The sequence below is a fragment of the Mycolicibacterium sp. P4_G11 genome, from assembly GCF_056555145.1.
On sequence record NZ_JBFUJW010000007.1, the window covers coordinates 106307 to 125789 of the forward strand.

23 protein-coding genes are annotated in these 19483 nt (G+C 62.5%); 10 read left to right on the forward strand and 13 right to left on the reverse strand.

Features of this window, described 5'->3' with window-relative positions; genetic code table 11:
* Window position 1 precedes the first annotated feature (1 nt).
* The 6 genes from AC1U2B_RS18040 (at window position 2) to frdD (ending at window position 4926) form a co-directional block, all read left to right on the forward strand.
* Window positions 2-754 (forward strand): nuclear transport factor 2 family protein, encoded by a 753-nt coding sequence (locus tag AC1U2B_RS18040; RefSeq protein WP_480217849.1) that lies wholly within the window; start codon window positions 2-4, stop codon window positions 752-754.
* A gap of 661 nt (window positions 755-1415) precedes the next feature.
* Entirely contained in the window at window positions 1416-1661 is a 246-nt protein-coding gene (locus AC1U2B_RS18045; RefSeq protein WP_480217850.1) for a hypothetical protein, read from the forward strand.
* 9 nt (window positions 1662-1670) lie between these two features.
* Window positions 1671-3410 carry a fumarate reductase (quinol) flavoprotein subunit gene (gene frdA, locus AC1U2B_RS18050; RefSeq protein WP_480217851.1) on the forward strand — a complete coding sequence of 580 codons (1740 nt, stop codon included), beginning with the start codon at window positions 1671-1673 and terminating at the stop codon, window positions 3408-3410.
* Between the two features lie 27 nt (window positions 3411-3437).
* On the forward strand, window positions 3438-4181 hold the full coding sequence (locus AC1U2B_RS18055) for a succinate dehydrogenase/fumarate reductase iron-sulfur subunit (protein WP_480217852.1): 744 nt from the start codon (window positions 3438-3440) through the stop codon (window positions 4179-4181).
* A complete protein-coding gene (locus AC1U2B_RS18060) occupies window positions 4178-4570 on the forward strand; it encodes a succinate dehydrogenase/fumarate reductase transmembrane subunit (protein ID WP_480217853.1) in 393 nt (130 codons plus the stop codon). The genes AC1U2B_RS18055 and AC1U2B_RS18060 overlap by 4 nt, the downstream gene beginning before the upstream one ends.
* Window positions 4567-4926 (forward strand): fumarate reductase subunit FrdD, encoded by a 360-nt coding sequence (gene frdD, locus AC1U2B_RS18065; RefSeq protein ID WP_480217854.1) that lies wholly within the window; start codon window positions 4567-4569, stop codon window positions 4924-4926. Before AC1U2B_RS18060 ends, frdD begins: the two co-directional genes overlap by 4 nt.
* Here the strand turns inward: frdD and AC1U2B_RS18070 are convergent.
* From AC1U2B_RS18070 to AC1U2B_RS18115, 10 genes are all read right to left on the reverse strand, one after another.
* Complete coding sequence (locus AC1U2B_RS18070) at window positions 4869-5372, reverse strand: hypothetical protein (RefSeq protein ID WP_480217855.1); 504 nt, start codon at window positions 5370-5372, stop codon at window positions 4869-4871. The genes frdD and AC1U2B_RS18070 overlap by 58 nt on opposite strands.
* A gap of 4 nt (window positions 5373-5376) precedes the next feature.
* The gene (locus AC1U2B_RS18075) at window positions 5377-6624 is read right to left on the reverse strand and encodes a DUF58 domain-containing protein (protein ID WP_480217856.1); all 1248 of its coding nucleotides are present in this window, start codon (window positions 6622-6624) and stop codon (window positions 5377-5379) included.
* A 5-nt stretch (window positions 6625-6629) separates the two neighbouring features.
* A complete protein-coding gene (locus AC1U2B_RS18080; protein WP_260940709.1) occupies window positions 6630-7598 on the reverse strand; it encodes an AAA family ATPase in 969 nt (322 codons plus the stop codon).
* Window positions 7595-8077: a hypothetical protein gene (locus AC1U2B_RS18085; RefSeq protein ID WP_480217857.1), complete on the reverse strand. Its 483-nt coding sequence runs from the start codon at window positions 8075-8077 to the stop codon at window positions 7595-7597. Before AC1U2B_RS18085 ends, AC1U2B_RS18080 begins: the two co-directional genes overlap by 4 nt.
* Window positions 8074-9033 carry a DUF4129 domain-containing protein gene (locus AC1U2B_RS18090; RefSeq protein WP_480217858.1) on the reverse strand — a complete coding sequence of 320 codons (960 nt, stop codon included), beginning with the start codon at window positions 9031-9033 and terminating at the stop codon, window positions 8074-8076. Before AC1U2B_RS18090 ends, AC1U2B_RS18085 begins: the two co-directional genes overlap by 4 nt.
* 345 nt (window positions 9034-9378) lie before the next feature.
* The gene (locus AC1U2B_RS18095; RefSeq protein WP_480217859.1) at window positions 9379-10260 is read right to left on the reverse strand and encodes a glycoside hydrolase family 5 protein; all 882 of its coding nucleotides are present in this window, start codon (window positions 10258-10260) and stop codon (window positions 9379-9381) included.
* A gap of 546 nt (window positions 10261-10806) precedes the next feature.
* Window positions 10807-11004, reverse strand: coding sequence for a hypothetical protein (locus AC1U2B_RS18100; RefSeq protein WP_480217860.1), 198 nt, complete (start codon window positions 11002-11004; stop codon window positions 10807-10809).
* 50 nt (window positions 11005-11054) lie between these two features.
* Window positions 11055-11336: a transposase gene (locus AC1U2B_RS18105; RefSeq protein ID WP_480217861.1), complete on the reverse strand. Its 282-nt coding sequence runs from the start codon at window positions 11334-11336 to the stop codon at window positions 11055-11057.
* A 194-nt stretch (window positions 11337-11530) separates the two neighbouring features.
* Complete coding sequence (locus AC1U2B_RS18110; protein ID WP_480217862.1) at window positions 11531-12265, reverse strand: hypothetical protein; 735 nt, start codon at window positions 12263-12265, stop codon at window positions 11531-11533.
* Window positions 12266-12287: 22 nt separating this feature from the next.
* Window positions 12288-13001, reverse strand: coding sequence for a DUF5642 family protein (locus AC1U2B_RS18115; protein ID WP_480217863.1), 714 nt, complete (start codon window positions 12999-13001; stop codon window positions 12288-12290).
* A 759-nt stretch (window positions 13002-13760) separates the two neighbouring features.
* Here AC1U2B_RS18115 and AC1U2B_RS18120 point away from each other — a divergent pair.
* On the forward strand, window positions 13761-13988 hold the full coding sequence (locus AC1U2B_RS18120) for a helix-turn-helix domain-containing protein (protein ID WP_480217864.1): 228 nt from the start codon (window positions 13761-13763) through the stop codon (window positions 13986-13988).
* Window positions 13989-14084: 96 nt separating this feature from the next.
* Here AC1U2B_RS18120 and AC1U2B_RS18125 read toward each other — a convergent pair whose 3' ends face one another.
* From AC1U2B_RS18125 to AC1U2B_RS18135, 3 genes are all read right to left on the reverse strand, one after another.
* Window positions 14085-14549, reverse strand: a complete 465-nt coding sequence (locus AC1U2B_RS18125) for a hypothetical protein (protein WP_480217865.1) — start codon at window positions 14547-14549, stop codon at window positions 14085-14087.
* Window positions 14550-15008: 459 nt separating this feature from the next.
* Complete coding sequence (locus AC1U2B_RS18130) at window positions 15009-15545, reverse strand: hypothetical protein (protein ID WP_480217866.1); 537 nt, start codon at window positions 15543-15545, stop codon at window positions 15009-15011.
* Window positions 15542-15706, reverse strand: a complete 165-nt coding sequence (locus AC1U2B_RS18135; protein ID WP_480217867.1) for a TIGR02391 family protein — start codon at window positions 15704-15706, stop codon at window positions 15542-15544. Before AC1U2B_RS18135 ends, AC1U2B_RS18130 begins: the two co-directional genes overlap by 4 nt.
* 46 nt (window positions 15707-15752) lie before the next feature.
* On the opposite strand from AC1U2B_RS18135, the gene AC1U2B_RS18140 reads away from it, so the two are divergent.
* The 3 genes from AC1U2B_RS18140 (at window position 15753) to AC1U2B_RS18150 (ending at window position 18715) form a co-directional block, all read left to right on the forward strand.
* Window positions 15753-16076, forward strand: coding sequence for a hypothetical protein (locus AC1U2B_RS18140; protein ID WP_480217868.1), 324 nt, complete (start codon window positions 15753-15755; stop codon window positions 16074-16076).
* Window positions 16077-16656: 580 nt separating this feature from the next.
* The gene (locus AC1U2B_RS18145; RefSeq protein WP_480217869.1) at window positions 16657-17712 is read left to right on the forward strand and encodes a nucleoid-associated protein; all 1056 of its coding nucleotides are present in this window, start codon (window positions 16657-16659) and stop codon (window positions 17710-17712) included.
* A gap of 1 nt (window position 17713) precedes the next feature.
* Complete coding sequence (locus AC1U2B_RS18150) at window positions 17714-18715, forward strand: GTP pyrophosphokinase (RefSeq protein ID WP_480217870.1); 1002 nt, start codon at window positions 17714-17716, stop codon at window positions 18713-18715.
* Window positions 18716-19483: the final 768 nt, after the last annotated feature.

Genomic DNA, 19483 nt, shown 5'->3' on the forward strand with positions numbered 1-19483 from the left:
CATGTTCAATGAAGAACTGTTTCAGAAGGCTCTCGCCCAACCGCGGCTGCGGCAGCCGCTGCCCGAGTTCCTGGCCGGCAACCGATCAGGCGGCAGAGTACCCGTCCTGGGCGAGGACGAGCTCACGGCCATGACCCAGCGGTGGTTCGATGACTTCGAGCGAAAAGTCGCACACTACAAGAACTTCGGGATCGACGTCGCCTGGCTGATCGAATGGGCCAAGAAGTACTGGTGGAGCTGGCTGATGCGGGACATGTCGCTCAACGACGAGCTGTATACCCAGGACCTCCGCTACAAGGACCCCACCACCTTCGGCCGGACGCTGGTCGGGCTGGACGAGTTCGTGAAGTACAACTTCGCATTCTTCGACGCCATACCCGATTGGCGCTACGACCCGCTGCCGGGACAGGTCTACATCGACATCACACCCGAAGGTGAGACCCGAATCGTCATCCGGTACATCGGAAGTGGGCACTTCGACGGGTCGCTGCGGTTCTATCCGTACGACGAAACCGCGCCGACGGTCCATGGCATCGGAACCTTCGTTCAGTGCACCGCCGTCGACCGCTATCACTTCAACTCCGATGGGCTGATGTACGAGGGCGAGACGCTGTTCGATCTCCTCGACGCGCTGCAGTCAGCCGGCGTCGTACCCGCCGATGACAGTTGGCAGTTCAAGACACTCATGCAGGCGTCACGGGTGCCGGCCATCGTCCAGAAGCTGCGCCGCAGCGTTCCGATATTCGGTCGCTAAGCTCCGGCGACGGATGTTCGGGTGAACCAGTGACGGAAGCGCGCCCGCCTCGTGTGGTGCTCATCTCCGGTCACCTCGGTCCAGCACCCCGCGTCATAGCTCGTGGTCTTCGGAGCTCCGAGTCGGACGATCTCCAGCGATCCATCGGTGTGTTTGATGTAGCGGTCGGCGAAGCGGGAAAACTCGTCAATTGCCCCGCCGTCGCATGTTACGCGTACGGTCATGGTTGAAATCCAATCTATAAAAGATGTAGTTCTCGCAGCTCATTCCGCCTGCGAGTGAATTAGCTTGCGGCTGATCAGGTTTGGCGTCCCGGGATGTCGGATTATCGTCTGCCGTAACCGCATCGCACGTGATGCGGTACCGATTTGGTGCGCCCGACATCACTGCGGGAGGGTGGTGGCGTCATTGCGACGCTCCGATCTTGACCGCGAATCGGCCAGATTCTTCAACTCGGCGACGAAACGGCTTCGAACAGCCGTATGCGAAATACCGCCGATACCCTCACCCTACGCCCGAGTCCATCGCCGGAGTCCATCGCCGGAAGACTCGTAGGCTCCTGACCTCACCCGGGCCGATGACCGCGTCGTCGTAGACGACCGGGTGCACCCGGGCATATCCTGAATGTGACCCACATCATTCTCCCGCTGCGAGGAGGCGAATGATGGTCGCGAGCACGACGCATTTCGACAGGCAAAAGGCGCCCTGTGGCCACCTGGCTGAGGGCTATCACCACGTCGAATCCGACGACGACGGCCTCAGCTACGACGACCTGAGATATGCGTGCGGCTGCCGCGAAGTTCGCCATGTGTACCACGACGGCACCACGCGGAACCGCACGATCCGGCATGACGGGAAGGTGCTGAGGGACGAGCACTGCGGTGAACACACCACGTTCGAGGCGTAGGCCACGGCGATGACCGCCAATTACGACATCGTGGTGATCGGGGGCGGCGGCGCGGGTCTGCGCGCTGCGATCGCGGTCGCCGACACGAATCCCCGGCTGTCAGTGGCGATCGTCTCGAAGGTCTATCCGATGCGCAGTCATACGGTCTCGGCCGAGGGCGGCGCGGCAGGCGTGGTCGGCGACGATGACAGTCTCGACGAGCACGCGTACGACACGATCTCCGGTGGCGACTGGCTGTGCGACCAGGACGCGGTCGAGGCGTTCGTCGCCGAAGCACCCCGCGAACTGTTGCAGCTCGAACACTGGGGATGCCCGTGGAGCCGGAAACCGGACGGGCACATTGCCGTTCGCGCATTCGGCGGCATGAAGAAGTTGCGCACCTGGTTTGCCGCCGACAAGACGGGATTCCACTTGCTGCACACCCTGTTTCAGCGCGTCCTGGCATACCCCGACATCGTGCGCTACGACGAGTGGTTCGCCACAACGCTTCTCGTTGATGACGGCCGGGTGCGCGGAGTGGTCGCCATCGAGCTCGCCACCGGACGCATCGAAACCATCCTCGCCAACGCGGTCATCGTGTGCACCGGCGGGTGCGGCCGGGTGTTTCCGTTCACCACGAACGCCAATATCAAGACCGGCGACGGCATGGCGTTGGCGTTCCGGGCCGGCGCACCGCTCAAGGACATGGAGTTCGTTCAATACCACCCAACGGGCTTGCCGTTCACCGGAATCCTGATCACCGAGGCCGCCCGGGCGGAGGGCGGCTGGCTGGTGAACAAGGATGGCTACCGCTACCTGCAGGACTACGACCTCGGCAAGCCGACCCCGAAACCCCAGCTGCGCAGCATGGAACTCGGACCCCGCGACAGGGTGTCGCAGGCGTTCGTCCACGAGCAAGAGAAGGGCCGCACCGACGAAACCCCCTACGGTCCCGTGGTCTACCTCGACCTGCGACATCTCGGCGCCGAGCTGATCGATGCCAAACTGCCATTCGTCCGTGAGCTGTGCCGCGACTACCAGCACATCGACCCCGTCACCGAACTCGTCCCGGTGCGGCCGGTGGTGCACTACATGATGGGCGGCATCGACACCGACATCACTGGAGCCACAACACTTTCCGGTCTGTATGCAGCCGGGGAGACCGCATGCGTCAGCATCAACGGCGCCAACCGGCTCGGATCGAACTCATTGCCCGAACTGCTGGTCTTCGGTGCCCGCGCCGGCCGCGCCGCCGCGGAATACGTGCCCACCGCCGGTACCGCCTCGCCTTCCGTGCAGGCACAGGCGAGAGACGAAACGGACCGGCTGGAACATGAGCTCGCCCGTCGCCGCGAGGGCAGTGAACGGATCGCGGACATCCGCACCGCCATGCAAACCACTCTGGAAACAGCGGCGGGCATCTATCGCGACGGACCGACACTGGCCAAGGCCGTCGACCAGATCCGGGAACTGAAGGCGCGATTCGCGGTCGCCGGCCTCGACGATCACAGCCACACGTTCAACACCGAGCTGACGGCATTGCTCGAGCTGTCGGGGATGCTCGACATCGCAGAAACAATCCTGGAGTCCGGGTTGCATCGCGAGGAATCGCGCGGTGCGCATCAGCGCACCGACTTCCCCAAGCGCGACGACGAGCGGTTCCTGGCACACACCATGGTGCGTCGGCAATCCGACGGCACCTCACGGGTCGACTACCACCCGGTCACCATCACCCGGTGGCCCCCGGGTGAACGTGTCTACGGGCGATAGCCCGGACGAGACGGGAGACGATGAGCGATGGCGGATCGAATCGTCATGGAAGTCACCAGATATCGCCCGGAGGTGGACACCACACCGGTGTTCCAGTCCTACGAAGTTCCCCTCACCCGGGAATGGGCAATTCTGGACGGCCTGAACTACATCAAGGATCACCTCGACGGCACCCTGACATTCCGCTGGTCGTGCCGGATGGGTATCTGCGGCAGCTGCGGAATGACCGTCAACGGCGACCCGAAGCTGGCCTGCGCAACATTCCTCGTCGACTATCTGCCGGGTCCGGTTCGGGTTGAGCCGCTGCGCAATTTCCCGATAGTCCGCGATCTCGTCGTCGACATCAGCGACTTCATGGCCAAGCTGCCCAAGGTCAAGCCGTGGATCATCCGGGACGACGAGAAGTCGGTGGACGACGGCGAATACCTGCAAACCCCAGCCGAATTGGCCGAATACAAACAGTTCAGCATGTGTATCAACTGCATGCTGTGCTACTCGGCGTGCCCCGTGTACGCGCTGGACCCCGACTTTCTGGGCCCCGCGGCAATCGCTCTGGGACAACGCTACAACCTCGATTCGCGCGACGACGGCGCGGCGGACCGCAGGGACGTGCTCGCCGCCGCGGACGGCGCATGGGCCTGCACGTACGTCGGCGAGTGCTCGACCGCGTGCCCGAAGGGAGTCGACCCTGCGGGGGCGATTCAGCGCTACAAGCTCACGGCGGCAACACATTCGGTGAAGCGCCTGGTGTTCCCCAGGGGGACGCGATGACCACCTCCGCCCGCCCGTACCGTCAACCGGTGCCCAGGCTCTGGTGGGCAAAACGACGCTCGTACCTGCTGTTCATGCTCCGCGAACTGAGTTGCGTCTCCGTCGCGTGGTCTGTCGGGTACCTGGTGCTGTCGGTGCGCGCGGTCGGCATGGGCGGCGATGCGTATCGCGACTTCCTGAGCACCGCCGCCACTCCCCCGGTCGTCGCGCTCAACGTCGTCGCGTTGGCGTTCCTGCTGTTGCACGCCGTCACCTGGTTCAGCCTGGCCCCACGGGCGATGGTGATCCATATACGGGGACAGCGGATTTCGGCCCGCACGGTTCTCGCGGCCCACTACGCGGCGTGGCTGGCCGTCACCGCGGTGATCGCATGGGTGGCATTGACATGAGCACCTCCGCGCACCGCCGCCCCTCACCCGAGCCGTTCCTCTGGCTGCTGTTCAGTGCGGGCGGGATGGCCGCCGCCCTCGTGCTGCCCGCGATCATGTTGCTGTTCGGCCTGCTGGTGCCACTCGGGGTGGTCGATGCGCCTACTCATCTGCCGGCCATCGTGCGTAGCCCGGTGACGAAGTTGGTTCTGACCGGCGTCGTCGTGCTGGCGCTGTGGCATGCCGCGCACCGCTTCCGGTTCACGTTCGAACATGCGCTCCAGCTGGGCAGGTTCGATCGCGCGATCGCGCTATGTTGTTATGGCGCAGCTCTATTGGGGTCGGTCGTCGCGATCTGGATTTTGGTATCGGTGTGAGGACTCAAGGCCAGCACGTAGATGGCGACCACCGCCGGCGGCGCGAGCAGCGGTAGCCACGGCAGGTCGAGATTCAACGTGGTGGCGAACGCCCCGGCGGCCGTGAACCCGAGCATGGCAACCAATGTCGGTCTGGTCATGGTGACCACACCGGAGCCGGCGGCATGCCGCATCAGCAGGTAGGTGGCCGCCGAAAGTCCCGACAGCGCCGCGACCACCGGAGCTGCGTCGGACAGGGCCAACGCCATCACGGTGAGCAGCACTGCTGCCGTGGCAGCCGCCCGAAACAGCAGTCCGGCTCCCACCGCCGCCAGCGCCGCGATCGAAGCGACCGCCGCCGGGCCGTGTGTCTCGACAGCTGCCGCAGCGACCATCAGGACGCCGAACCCGGTCGAAACGACCCGGGCACCCGGCTGGCTCCACCCGGCCTGCGCGGTGGTCGTCATCGCATCACCGTCTCGCTGTCCGTCGGCGAACCGGCATCAGCCGCAGCGCCTGATCCAGCGTGACGGCCGACGGCCACGGCACCACGTCCACTCCGACGATCCCCATGTCGCGGTACATCGCGTGCCGCTGCAAGGCCCACATGCGGGCCAGGGTCGAATCCTGCTCGGCGTCGAAGGGCGGCCCTTCGAGAACGTCGACGGCCACCACGGTGTGCCTGCGTCCACGCAACTCCGTCAGCGCCAGCGCGAACGGGGTATCCAACAAGGTCGAGAACGCGAACACGATCGCGCCTGAGGGCACGGCCGCGCGCGGCGCCAATGTGCCTGTCGTGGTTTCGTATTCACGCCCCACGGACAACGCGGCGTCGAGCACCCGATAGAACTGGCGCTGGCCGATGTCGGCGCCGATCCACCGCGGGCGCAGGCTGCCGAGCGCGACGATGCCAGCGCGGTCACCGTTTCGCAGGGCGCTCTGCACCACCTGGGCGGCGCCGAGCACGACCCGCTCCATCGCGGCGCTCGCCGGGCCGGGAGGCTGCATGCTGGTGTCGATGAGAACGACCACATCGGCAGCACGGTGGGTCAGCCGTTCGGTGACATGCAGCCGGCCCCGGCGAGCGCTGACCGGCCAGTTGATGGTGCGCAGCTGGTCGCCGGGAAGGTAGGCGCGAACGTCCGCGTACTCGACGCCCGGACCGATGTGCCGCGTGAGATGGGTGCCGAGCCGGTCAGGCAATTCGATCCGCGGTATCGGCGTCGATTGCGGCGGGGCAATGGGAAAGGCAAAGACTTCGGCGACGTCCACGGTGCCGGTCCCTGCCAGCAGCCCGCCGCCGGCCACGACGTCAACCGTGGCCCGGATCGGGTACCGGCCCCATCGTTCGGCCGACACCGCAACCGTCTTCAGCTGCGCGGAACTGCCCTCGAGAACCTCGATATCCATTCCGGATTCGACCGACACCGTGACCTCGGACGCGACGCTCGGCGCTGCCGTCGTCACCGACACCGACAGCCGGGTCTCGTCGTCCTCGAAGCATCGCGTCAAGGCCGGCTGCCCCTGGACAAGCACCTTGGCGGTCGGACGCTGCCAACTGATCGAGCACAGCACGCCCAGCAGCGGCGCCGCGAAGGCAATCAGCTGCCAGCGGGGGCCGAGCACCGCCGCGGCGAGGGCCACAGCCGCGCATGTCGCGATGGCCAATGTCAGCGGTGAGGCACGCCAACGCAATTCGACCTCGCGCGGCTCGGTCACGTTCGTCACGCCGGCCCGCCGCGAGTCCGCGGCACGGGCAGGCGCTGCAACAACTGCTCCACGATGTCGCTGCCGTGGACACTGCGCACCCACATCTCGGGTTTCAAGCTGATCCGGTGCGAAATCACCGGAATGGCGAGAGATTTGACGTCTTCGGGAATCACGTAGTCCCGGCCGAACAGCAGGGCACGTGCACGCGCGAGTTGAACGAGGTCGAGTTCGGCCCGCGGGCTGGCGCCCACGACCACCTGAGGGTGATTGCGGCTGGCGGCCGCCAACGACACCACATAGTGCAGGACGTCGTCATGCACCGTCACCTGCTCGACCGACTCGCGCATGGCGAGCAGGTCATGCGCGTCGACAATCTGTTTCACTATCGGTTCGGCCGACCCGCGTTCCAGACGCCGGCGCAGCATCACCGTTTCGTCCGCACCCGACAGGTATTTCAGTTCGATCCTGACCGCGAACCGGTCCAGCTGCGCCTCCGGTAGCGGGTACGTGCCTTCGTATTCGATGGGGTTGTCCGTGGCAAGAACGATGAAGGGCGTTGGCAGCCGGTGGGTTTCGCCGTCGATGCTCACCTGGCTTTCCGCCATCGCCTCCAGCAGCGCAGCCTGAGTCTTCGGCGGCGTGCGGTTGATCTCGTCGCCCAGCAGCAGATTGGTGAAGATCGGCCCGCGACGGAACTCGAACCGGCCCGACTGCATGTCGTAGATGGTCGAGCCGAGCAGATCGGCGGGCAGCAGGTCCGGGGTGAATTGCACGCGAGTGAAGCTCAGTCCCAGCGCCCGGGCAAAAGACTTCGCGATCAACGTCTTTCCCAGTCCGGGGAGATCCTCGATGAGCACGTGGCCACCCGCCAGCACGGAGGTCAAGATGAGGGTGAGCGCCGCGCGCTTCCCCACCACCACTCGTTCGATCTCGTCGAGCACCGCCTCGGCATGGGCCGTCGTCAACTCGGCCGGCATCGTCATAGCCGCTCCAATCGGTGCAGGATTTCGTCGAGCGTGGCCCGGCCAGGGCCCGGCTCCCCACGAGAGGAACGGAGGACGTTCTGCGGATCCACCCACTGCCACAACCGATCCCCGAAGACCATCCGGCCGGTGGCTTGCATCGCGGCCGGGTCCTTGGCCTGCTGCGCGCCGGTGGCCATGAAGAATTCGCGGGCCAGGGTGGGCCGCAAGTGGTGGTCCCAGTCCCCGCGCGTGGATTCCGACCACTGGATCAGCGTGTGGGTGCGAACCATCCAGTCCCGCAACGATTCCTCCGCGTCGTTCGCGATGGGTTCGGCCGGCGCCGGTCCACGGTCGGCCAGCCGGCGGCGGACGGCCAGCAATACGAGCGCCGCCGCAATGGCTGAAACCCACCCCACGACTCGGCGATCGCCGAGCAGCAGCGTGATCAGCTCCGCTCCCACCGCCAGTGAAATCCCTACGATCGCAAGCCGCTTCATGTCAGGCTCCGCAACTCGGCCAGCACCCGGCGAAGCGCCTCCGCGGCGATGTCGCGATGCCGTTCGGACATGACATGCGGGCTGAAACGTGCCTCGGCGAACAATGCCACGAGTTCGGTTGCGCTGCCGGCATGCAATGCGTGGTGTTCGACAGCTCGGGCCAGCACTTCGGAGGGCGTATCGGAATCCTGCGGTTCGGCGCCGGGGGCGTCCGCGAGGGCGCGCTCCATCGCCGCATAGCAGGCGATGATCGACTCACGCGGCCCTCGGCTGCGATCGCCGATCTCGGCAAGGCCGAATTCCGCCGCACGCGTGAGCGATTCCGGTGTGGACACGGCGACTGGCGGTTCGTCGGCGTGGTCGATCGGCGGCCGAGGTTCGTTGGTTTGCCGTCGTCTGCGGACGATGACGGCCGCACCCCAGAGCAGCAGCATCACCACCGTGGTGGCGAGCAGGTAGCCGAAGACACTGTGCTCGGGTTGCGGAGGCGGCACCGGCATCGGAGCCGGCGGCGGCACTGCGGTGGGCGGTGCGCCGCCCGGCGCCTTGTTCGGCGGGCCTTCCGAGATCGGGAGGTCGGGCAGCTGCAGCAGCTGCAGGTGGGAGAGCAGGACGACGAGCGCCAGCCACACCAGGAGTGCGCCGAGCCCGATCAGCAGTACCCTGCGCATCGGCTTCCACCCGAGCTTGCCCTCGAACGAGCCTGGCAGCGCGAAGGGGGCCGACGCGGTGGCCGGCCGTGGGCGCCGTAGCGACGAGATGACGCCGATCCCGACAATGACGACCGAGACGATGAGTAGCGTGTCCACGCCGACCACGCTCGCGGTGCTGTGCGTCGGCTCGTCTGGGTGTGGGTGACCAACACCAGGCAGATATCCGCGCAGCGCGACGGCGACAACGAACAGCAGTACGAGGACCGCGACCACGCGCCCCAACGCTTTGTCGATACCGCTCATCGGTACACCGCCCGATTGTTCGTTCCATGACCATCCTGGCACGTCATGTCGGATTCGTGGAGACAGTCGGCGCAGACGCCGTCGTAGGCAACGACTGCGCAGGCAGATAACTGTCAGCGCCCAGCGCGTGGGACTGCTTTGTCGCTGCAGCGGGCTCGGATGGTAGTCACGGCACCCGTCGTTCTCGGCTTCCGCGCAAGAGAACGACGGTGGATTTCGGCGGGTCCGACGGCTGCGTCTGCGGTTGACCCATTCCGCCCGTGGACCTGCACTCCACTACGAGTGCGTTGCAGAGTGCAGATCTCTTTCGGTCAGGGTTTCGGGTAAGTCGCTCGACGTAGCGCTCTACACCAGGGCAGCAACCGTGTCGTAATACACGCCCTTGGAAACCCCTGAGCTGTTTTTGATCCCGTAACCACCGCCATCGCCTGAGGTGTCCTGGTAACAGAAGAACCACGTGGGCGGGTTGGTCGGATCTTCATTGGCCAGTTGCCATGTCAGCCAATCGGACGCATCGGCCAGGGTCACTTTGGCCGGTGTGTCGTAGCCAACTTCAGTGAAGGCCATGCCGCGGGTATCACCCTTGGTCGCCTGCACCGCCTTGAGAGCGTTGATCTGCGCGATCCCGAACGGGTTTGTCCGCGGATCCGCCCACACCTGCTTATTGGTAAAGCTGTACGGGTGATAACCGAGTAGGTCGTAATCGCCAGTCTCACCGCCGGCGTACATGCCGTTGAGCCAGTCCACCGGAGAGTACGTCTTACCCACGATGGACGAATAGGTCGGAAACGCAGCCAATCCCGCTGAAATAACCTGTGCACCAACAGCTCTGATCTTCGGAGCAGCAGCCTTGAGATACTTGACATAGGTAGCCGGCGTACCGATGCTGAACGCGAGAAGGTTGGGCTCGTTCCACACCTCGTAAAACGGAATGCTGCCGAAGATATCCACACAGTTGCCCACGAAGCCTCCGAACGCCGTGGAGCTGTGGACGAACGGGTAGTGGATACCCAGACAGGGCATGGGAGTCAGGCCGCGCGCGACCAATGCGTTGTTCACCGCTGTCACGGGGGCGTAATTGGTCGAGCCCTGCGGGTTACTCAGCAGGCTCCAGTCGACCGCGAACCGCACAGAGGTAAAGCCCATCGCGGCAATGCCATCCAATGTGGTGGCCAGATTGGCCGCCGACAACTGACACAGGTTGCTCTGGTTGATACCGATGGTCATTTGAGTTCCCCCTCTTCGGTGTATCGCCCCGCCGTCTGGGCGATCGTTACAGCGAGCCCCACAAGGTTGTGGGGCTCGTCTGGTACTGCCAGCGCAGCAGGCTCCGCCAGAGCGGGCTCACTGCGTCGTCAACAAGGACCGCATCCTGCGCGGCGGTATCCATCACCCGACTTGCTTGCCTGCGGCCACGCCGCAGCGGCTCATCCACACCATGCAAGGCCGCCGTTGCCGACAAGCCGGCAACTCATCTGTCGATAAGAACGTTCACCAAAACTCAAGTGCCCCAGGTACTCACCCTCTCAGCAGCGAGCAATGGTTTAGTCCTGACGCTTGGGACCGGCGCGAGGACGACCGAACTTCCCGCATGTCAGGAACCGGCCGGATGTCCGGTGTGGTCCACCCATACGCAGCATTGCCGCCCCTTTGTGCGGAGACCGGGAAGGTCGCCAATAGTCCCGAGCAGCTGGCCCCCACCAGACGCGTAGCCCCGACAGAACAATATGGTCGTATTGCCAATACCGCCATATTGTTACACGCAATCGAGCCCTACCGCCATAGATCACCGGTTCTGCACGGCAGCGCGGCCCAGGCGCGCCGGAACCCATGGCATGGATGTTTGGTGGCGTAGGCGCGCAGCCAGGCCCGCAACTGGGCGTCCGGATCGGACGAGGTCTGGGCTTGTGGGAGCCGGCGGTAGGTGCAGCGGGCCAGCCCAACGGCTTTGCACGCCAACCGTTCCGACATGCACAGGGTGTCTTTGAGCATGTCGACGGCGCGGCGCTTGGCTGCTGGGCTCAGAATTTTCCCTTCGCGACCTCCCGCAGCGCGTCCTTCTCCAGCTCGGCTTCGGCCAGCAGACGCTTCAATCGGGCGTTCTGCTCGCGCAGCTCCTTGAGCTCTTTGGCGGCGTCGGTGTCCATGCCGCCGTAGGCGCGGCGCCAGTTGTACAACGTGGCCGGCGAGACCCCGAGATCGGTGGCGATCTCCTCACCGGTCTTGCCTTCGGCTGCCAGTTCATCGGCGCGGCGCAGTTTGCGCACGATGTCCTCCGCCGAATGGCGCTTGCGACCAGCCATGTGTTCATCGTCCCTTCCAGCCCGAACTCCGGCCACAGGACTCTAAAACTGGTCGGTCTCATTCACAGGGAACACGCCAGCTGCGCACGCCCTCCGTCTGCCGCCCAACCACGCCAAACATAATCATCCGTGCTTGTCAGAAACCGGGGACGACCGTGCTGTGAGAACTTTCTTTACTGGTATCGAGGCATGTGTCAGTAGTAGCGCAAGCATTCATCGATAAGTGTCCATATTGGTCGCGCTGATCGAGTCAGCTCGCCGCCGATCCACGTCCAGCCGACATCGAGGTTTGTCGAGACGTCAACGCAAACGCGGTTGTTGGCACCGTCTGAGCAAACCTCTATTAACTTGTCCAGCTCGGGCCATTCAGACTCAGGTAGGTACAGCTCGTCGTCATTGCCGTCAGAAAGATACTCGTAGTCATCTACGCTTCCGAAGTCTCCCGGCGTCCAGAAATGCTGAGAACGTCGTAGTCCGACGCTCCCAAACCCCGTATCGACCGTAAACCCATCATGGATGTTTTGGTAAAAATCGCGCAGCGAGTCCGGAAAGTTTAACCAGTATTCCGCATAGGACGCGGGGCATGGTAGACAGCCAATCCAGGCACGGAAAGGTTGCGGGCCCGAACCATCCTTAAGGCAGTACAACAAAACTAGCTCGGGTGTGTCTCGCTCAGATGTGTACAAGTTCGCTGCATACACACCGTGAAGCGTCTCAGACAAACGGCGGGACCAGACCGGCACCTCACCGCTGGCCAGCGGCTTCCAATACTGGTTGACGCACGACAGCGCTGCCTGATTCTCCAGGCCGGCGATGTCCCGCCAGTACTCAGGTAGGCCCTCATATCCGGGCTGGTCCTGCAGCTGTAGCGGTTCAACTTTCGCGCCAAGTGCGCCCGCCAGGTACTCAAAGAATTCGGCTCTGCCCATGGTTATCCCTTCGGCGCTCGGACTAGTGGCCGCGCACGAGCGCCACCGACTCGGTGAAAATCTCTTTAGCCAAGGCAGGATCGATCGGGCTAGACGACGGCGTCACGCTCGGGTCTGAGTTCACGATCAACGTAACAGCATGAAATCCGTCCAGCCACGTCTTGTAATAGTAGTTATCTATTACGCGCCCACCCCGCTTGCTCACGGTATGAGTCGCTTCCACCTTCAGTCCCGCTATCTGGGGCGCGTCGGAAGGGGTCGTGATCGCATAGCCGTCTGGGAAAGTGGCGTTCATATAGGAACAGTCCACGGCGGAATCTTGGTGGGGGCCCCCGCCAGAAGGCAACTGTTGTGCGGATATGACATAGAACAGCCCCTTGCCGTAGGCGTTGACCCCGTAGATCGTCTCGCCCAGAATTCCTTCGATCTGCTGCTTCGCGCATGCCGCCGGATGGACCTCGCCCGGTTTGGGCGCCTTGAACGAGTCGACAGTGACCTGGTTGATAACTCGCTGACCGCTGCGGGATTCGTAGCCCACGGGAAACTTCTGAACGATCTGCACCACGCGGGAGGGGTCAACATCGCGATCTGACGAGGTGTCGCGGAGCCAGTAAACGCCACCGACCACGGCCGCCGCCGTCAGTGAAATGACTGCTGCTGCGAGCAGACCGCGACCCCACATAGTCTTCGGTAGCACAGCATTGATCTTCGGTAGCACAGCATTGAATCGTGTCATGAAGTGTGTCCTCACCTGCTGCCCACGAGGTCGAGTATGAGTTCTTTGGTGCCTTCTCTCGCCGCGATACCGATTGCTCGATCAGCTATTGCGCCGGTCCCCAACGACTCAACGCAATCGAGTATGCAGCTGACGATAGTGACGGTCCATCCGACGCCGTCGGCGACGTTCCCTGCGTTGCGTTCCCACCACCCCGATTGTGGTGCAGGCGCCGCCGTCGAGGGCGGCGCTGGCGGCTGAGTCGGGACTACAGACGGGGCGACCGTTTCCGGAGCAGGCGGCTGCGCGGGCACTGTCACCGGTGCAGGCGCAGCCGGTGATTGCGGGGCTTGAACTGGCGGTGCGGTGTGGACCGGCGCGGCCTGCGACGCGGACGCGGACGCGGGGGGCTGAGTTCGAGATTTGGACTCAGCTAGTAAGCGCTCGGAGATTTGCTCTTCGACCATGTCGGTGGCCTTAGTCTCCTTGCCGCACCAATCTTGCAGGTAATCCTCAGGAACCTGCTGGCCTTTATAAAGAGTCCACTCGCTTGGCAGCTTGTCTTGTCGTGACCGATTGTATCCCTCAGGATTGGGGAACAAGTTATCCGGGTGATTTGCGATCGCAATCTGGTCGGCCCGATTAAGGTCCCTGAAGCCAGGAATTTCCCACAATCGCCGTAGCGGAATTATGTGGTCGACATCCCATTTTCCGGTGATTTCTCCATATTTCCCACCCGCACCGCCCTGAGTGAATCTAGTTCGAACAAATTGGTGACTCATGCGGCAAGATGATGCATCTGAGGTCGATTCAACCTGGTCGATCGTGTCGCCACCACGGCAACGACGACGGATCACTCCCCGGCTCCGAGTACGGGTCATCGAAGCGTATGAGTCTGGACAAACCAGTCGGCAAGTGGCGGAAACCTGTGGCGTCGGGCGATCAACAGTCCTGAAGATATTGAAGGAGGCCAGTGTGATGGTGCGACCTCAGAGGCAAAGCTACTAGCGGCAATCGCTCTCATGAGGGGAGCATCCCCGCTTCGGTGTATGGCAGCTTCGCATACGACGGTGGACTGACGAGTTCCAAAGGCACAAGGCGACGCTATCGCCGCTGCATCGCATGTGACCGAGCAGCGAACACAGCTGGTACAGAGCGGCGGAGAAGGCGATACCGCCTTGAGAAGTACTGCTTCTGTTCGGCTCTCCCGTTGAGCGGTATGTAGAAGTGTTGGTCGACGGCGTGACCAAACTCGAAGGTCAGTCCAACGTCACGTCGTCCAATCTCGGACGCGTCAATGTAGATGGTTGTTTCTGAGAAGCCACCGATTTCGCGCGTGACGGGCTCGTCAACGCCATGACCCGAGTTATTCAGTAGGCGGCCGGCGACACTAAACTGTGAGTCTCCCGTATACACAAGGATGTCGATCAGGTTGGTGCCCTCGCGGCCCTCGTTAGCCATGGACGCCGAGATCACTTTTCGCGGCAGGGCAGCAAATTTGTACTGATCGGTGAAGAACGGAAGCACCTTGACTTTGGGCATGACGCGGCGACGCTCGGCGCGGTTCATAGAGAACTGCAATCCACTAACCGTCAGCGCCAACAGGGAGATCGCTATCGGTACCCACGCGAACCACCCGGGAGTGCCAGGGGCAACAGGCGCCTGTGGCTGATCGGCAAGGAACAACAACACATCGATACCCCCTGATCAGCCGGCCTTCACCGAGGCTCAAAACCTCGCTTCCGCGACTAGGATGCGCCACAATTTCTCGGTGGTATGGCGGTTTCATTCGATGGAATGCGGTCAAGAAGCCCACAGTATGGTTCTCGATCCATGGTCGAAGCCTACGAAGCTGGGCAGACCAGCCTGGAAGTACTAGGCGCCGAGAATGTTGGGCGGCCAGGGTGAGGAATTTCACCTGGTCAGCGATGGGCGGAGATCGCATGGGGTGCTGAGGGCCGGGTGTCGCTGCGCCGCAATCGTTTTCCGGTGGTGCATCGGGTGGTTCACACTGCCAGGTGCACCGGTTTATGACGCGCTGGTCAGATTCACCGCTGCGATCGGTTTCGACGCGAACGTGCGGCCACCGCTCGACACCGTTGCAACGATTTGTTGTGGCGCGCCTTCAATCCGGTCCGCGCCGGCCTTGAGATTGGTCGCCGCGTCCAGGTACATGAAGAACGTCTGCTGCGCACCCGCCGGTATGTCGCACGGAACGACGGGCGATCCGATCTGTTCGCCGACGACGTTGAAGGAAGTGCCGCACGGGTCTGCGCGGATCGCCCACTCCGCGACATGGAACGACGCGCGCCCCGCGTTGACAACCTTCACGCCGACGATCGGCGGACCGGGCTGCAACTGCTTCGCGACGCTCACCAACGATTCACGAATGTCGCGGGTGGCGTCGCTGGTCACGATGCCGGAACCGCCTGCGGTCAACATACCGATAACTGGAGTCAGCTTGGGTCGTGCGCCCTGCATCAGGAACGTATAGACCTGCCACGTCAGTGATGCAATGCCAACGCCGAACCCGAGCACCCCCAGGACGAAAGCGGCGACAGTCACGGGGTGCCCGACGAGGACGGGCCAGGCGCTTCGTGGAGATCGCATTCGTCGCCCCACCGCGCAAGCAAGCTAAGCACGGGCAAACATTCGACGGCCTCCTGCTGGGTCATCTGCCCTGTGCCGTGTGCAGCAGGGTTGCGGATCGTGATTTGCGCACCCATCGCTCAGTTCAACCAACTTGTCGTACCTAAGTCGTACTTTACTTTCATGACTGTCTACTACTACGACTCACACGGCAAATGGATTGCATTCCGAACCACTGCCAACGGCCGCTACCTCTACAACAACAAGGCGCGATGGGTCGGGTGGTTTCCATGGGGCGACAACGACGCCGTGGATCAAAAAGGCAGGTATCTCGGGTCATTGGTAGGTAACCGCTTGCTACGGAAATCTCCGTATCCATATCGTGGTTATCCCGGCTACCCGGGGTACCCGGGTTATCCCGGCTACCCCGGATACCCCGGCTTCGCTGGCTCCATCGCAATGCCAGCCGGATTCACCAATGTTGCCGACGAGGCACTTAGTCCATAACGGCAGGCACACTCGCGTACAGACATACACCTGCTCCCATACAACACAGCACATCGGTACTGGCTATGGCATCTCCAAAGACCCGTGTCGCCACCATCCTTCGCGAGCAGGGTGTCACCATCCGCCGCCAAAGACTCACCGACGACCAAGTAGCCGCAGCAGCAAGGCTCTACGTAGAAGGCGAGTCACTGTTTGGTGTTGGCATCCGCTTCGGCGTCTCCCATACGACCATCGCCGCCGCCCTCCGCCAACAAGGCGTCCAGCACCAGCCGCGTCCACGACGGGGTTAGACCTCGGTCGAATTTGATCCAGTCCGCCAAGACTCAAAATTGGGGCGATTCTTCGCGGAGCATTCACAGCGGTGTGTCTGTGAACCAGGAGGCAGGTGTGCCTGCTTCACATTTCTTTAGGGATTTCCATACATCTGGACCGGCGCGCCGTCCACAAACATGTGCTCCATGGTCATAAGTTGCCGAGTTGAGGCCGCTATTGACCGGGGGGCCAACCGCGATTCGTCTACGGGTTTGAGTCCTACCAAGGTTCTCCACAAACCCCAAGGACGCCACGCAGAGGGGCAGATGTGGCTGTACTAGAAGCGGGCACGTTCAAGCCTGTCGAAGTGATCATGCACCCCGTCCCAAATGGACGAGGCACGGAAGACGACAGTCAGCTCGAATACTCCGAAGCCCCGATCGAACTCGACGCCGACGACACCGCCTTCCTTCAGCGACGGCTACGCCAGAGCCTGAGCAAGTACGCGCGCCCCGTGGTCGAGGACACGGACGTCGCATCGCAGGTTCCAGCTATGGTGCGCGAGCTCCTCGCATCCTCTGATGGCCTGATCGAGCACAGCCGCGTGATCGCCAGAAACCTGTATCTAAAGCAGAAGTGGAGCAGTCCCGGTGGTCTGGTGATGACCGTGATCGGCGAGCACTCGGGGGCTCGATGTGTGGTCATCGCGAAGATGGAGCATCAAGAAGGCATGCGCGTCGAGCAGACGAAGAACGCGGAAGGCCGACGCACGTACAAGGCCGAGCATCTGAAGGATCTTATTCTTGGCGACGGCACCCGGGTGTTCAAGCTCGGACTGTTCGTGGCGTCAGGCCAACACTTGCTGGATGGACATGTCGTCGACGATCAGCAGGGGTTTGGAGGCGTTGCCGACTACTTCATCGACTTCCTCGGATGTCAGTTCCGCCAGAAGCCCGACGTGGTGACCGAAAGGTTCTTCAAGACGGCACAGACTTTCATCGCAAACCGCAGCCAGGATGATCCCGAGAAGAACGCTACCTACGAGATCGCGCTCCTCTCGGAGATGCAAAGTGGTGCTAAGGCAATAGAACCCGCGAAGTTTGCCGCCAATCACCTCGAAGGAGACGACCAGGACCTGTTCCTGCAGAGTCTCCTCGATGCCGGCGTACCCACCAACGCGTTCCCCAAGGACACGACCTTGGTGAAGAGCAAGATCCGGCGCATGCGCATCACCACCGATCGCGGCGCCGACGTGTATGCGCCACCGGACATGCACGCCGACGGCTCGGTCGCAATCAAGAACACCAACGACGGTCGATCCATCATCACCGTGCGCGACAACGTCAAGAGAATCAGCGGCGCAAGCGGAAAGCGCGCAGACTGACGTGAGTGCGCCCTCCGCTCGGGACGCTGCGCGGCGCAGATACATCGATGAGTACCCGACGTTCAAACACGCCGCACAGTTGCTCGAGGAGCGGCTGCGAGGAGTTCTTCAGAGTGAAGGTATTCCGTTCGCCCACATCAAAGTCAGAGCTAAGGAGATCAACAGCCTCGTCAAGAAGCTCCGCAAGTACGGAGACGACTGCTGGGAAAAAACGACCGATAAGGTCGGTGCCCAGATCGTTGTGCACACACTCGATGCGGTGAAGCGTCTCCACACGGTCCTCAAGGCTGGAGTCGAGGGATTGGAGTATGTCGACGAAACCGACAAGTCTCCAGCCAACCGAAACCCGAAGGTCTTCGGATATTCTGGCCTCCACGTTCAGATGAGATTCCTCGACGTCGTGGCTAAGGGCGGTGAGCCCATCGAGTGCGAAATCCAGCTCCGGACACAGACACAAGACGCGTGGGCGTTTCTCGAACACGGCCTCGTCTACAAGCCCGTGATCGATCCTCCACCCAAGATTGCCCGAAAAATCGAAAGATTGTCGGTGCTCGTTGAGATATTCGACGAGGAGGTGAACACCATGATCGCCGAACTCGAGCAGGACCCACGCTACAACAGCGCGCTCCTCCTGCACGAAGCCGAGCGATGGTTCTTGACTTTCGTCACCGAGCCTGGCGAACATGAGCTGTCTTTGGAGGTGATCGACCAGATCAAGTCGAGCATGAACCTCGCCCAGCCTGCCGACTACACACCGACGCTTGCAGCATTCGTTGCACAGCATCGGACACAGATCGAAGACGCACTTCGCGAATACGGTGCCGGCTCAGCGTACGAAGGCGAATTCAACTATGTTCTGTTCACTCAGCCCGAGTCTCTGATCATCTGGGAACGGATACAGAATGCACCCCTTGCGCTTACACGCACGGTACGCGGGTCTGAAATCGAGCCTGCGGTCATCGCACTCGCTGATGTATGGGGTAAGTCGCTACCCATCGAATAGCACCCTCCATCACGTGCCTTCGCAATTATAAGACCGGGCAACAGCTCGATCTAAAACCGCTTGAAGATCAAATTCAGTAAGCCGCAGAATTCAACAATTCTGCAGTCTTCACATGCGTCCGCAGGAAAGTGCGGGATGCCCGCGAGGCGCAACCGGCAACTGTGTCGTGCCAGGTCCGTTATCCGGCACACATAGACTTATCCGGCCGAACGGGGCGCTAGCAGAGGAGCCGGCTCCGCCAGCCCTAATCAGCGGATACTACTTCCGCTTGCCCTTGCCTGCGCTAAGGCGCTGGCCGCTACCGACTTGGTTTTCGCCGGGGTCTTCGGGTTGCTCAGAAGCGACGAAGCTTGCTTCGCGACTTTGGCGCTGGCGACCCGAGTGCTACTCGACTTAGCCATGGTGACCTCCTCCTTTCTGCGCCACTTGTGGATTTTCCGTTCGGACTGTCGGGCTTCCCCTCCAAACATCGAATTCGGTAATGCCGCTCCGACCGGCACTCGTAGTTAGCAAGCCAGCTCGGCAAAGCCCCCGCAGTGGCAGACGAGGGACGTCGACTACACCCTTTCGTTGTAGCCCTCCAGTATGCGAGGCACCTTGGCCAAACGACGGGAGCTGCCCGAGCGAAGCGCCGGTGAATCTGTTCGCCGACTGTCTCCATAAGCCAAGCGTTGCAGATGATTACGGTGGCGGTGCGGCCAGCCGCGTCGAAAGTGTAAGCAGCTCGCGAGTCTGGCTTTTTAGGCGCGTTGAGCGCGTTGAAATCCG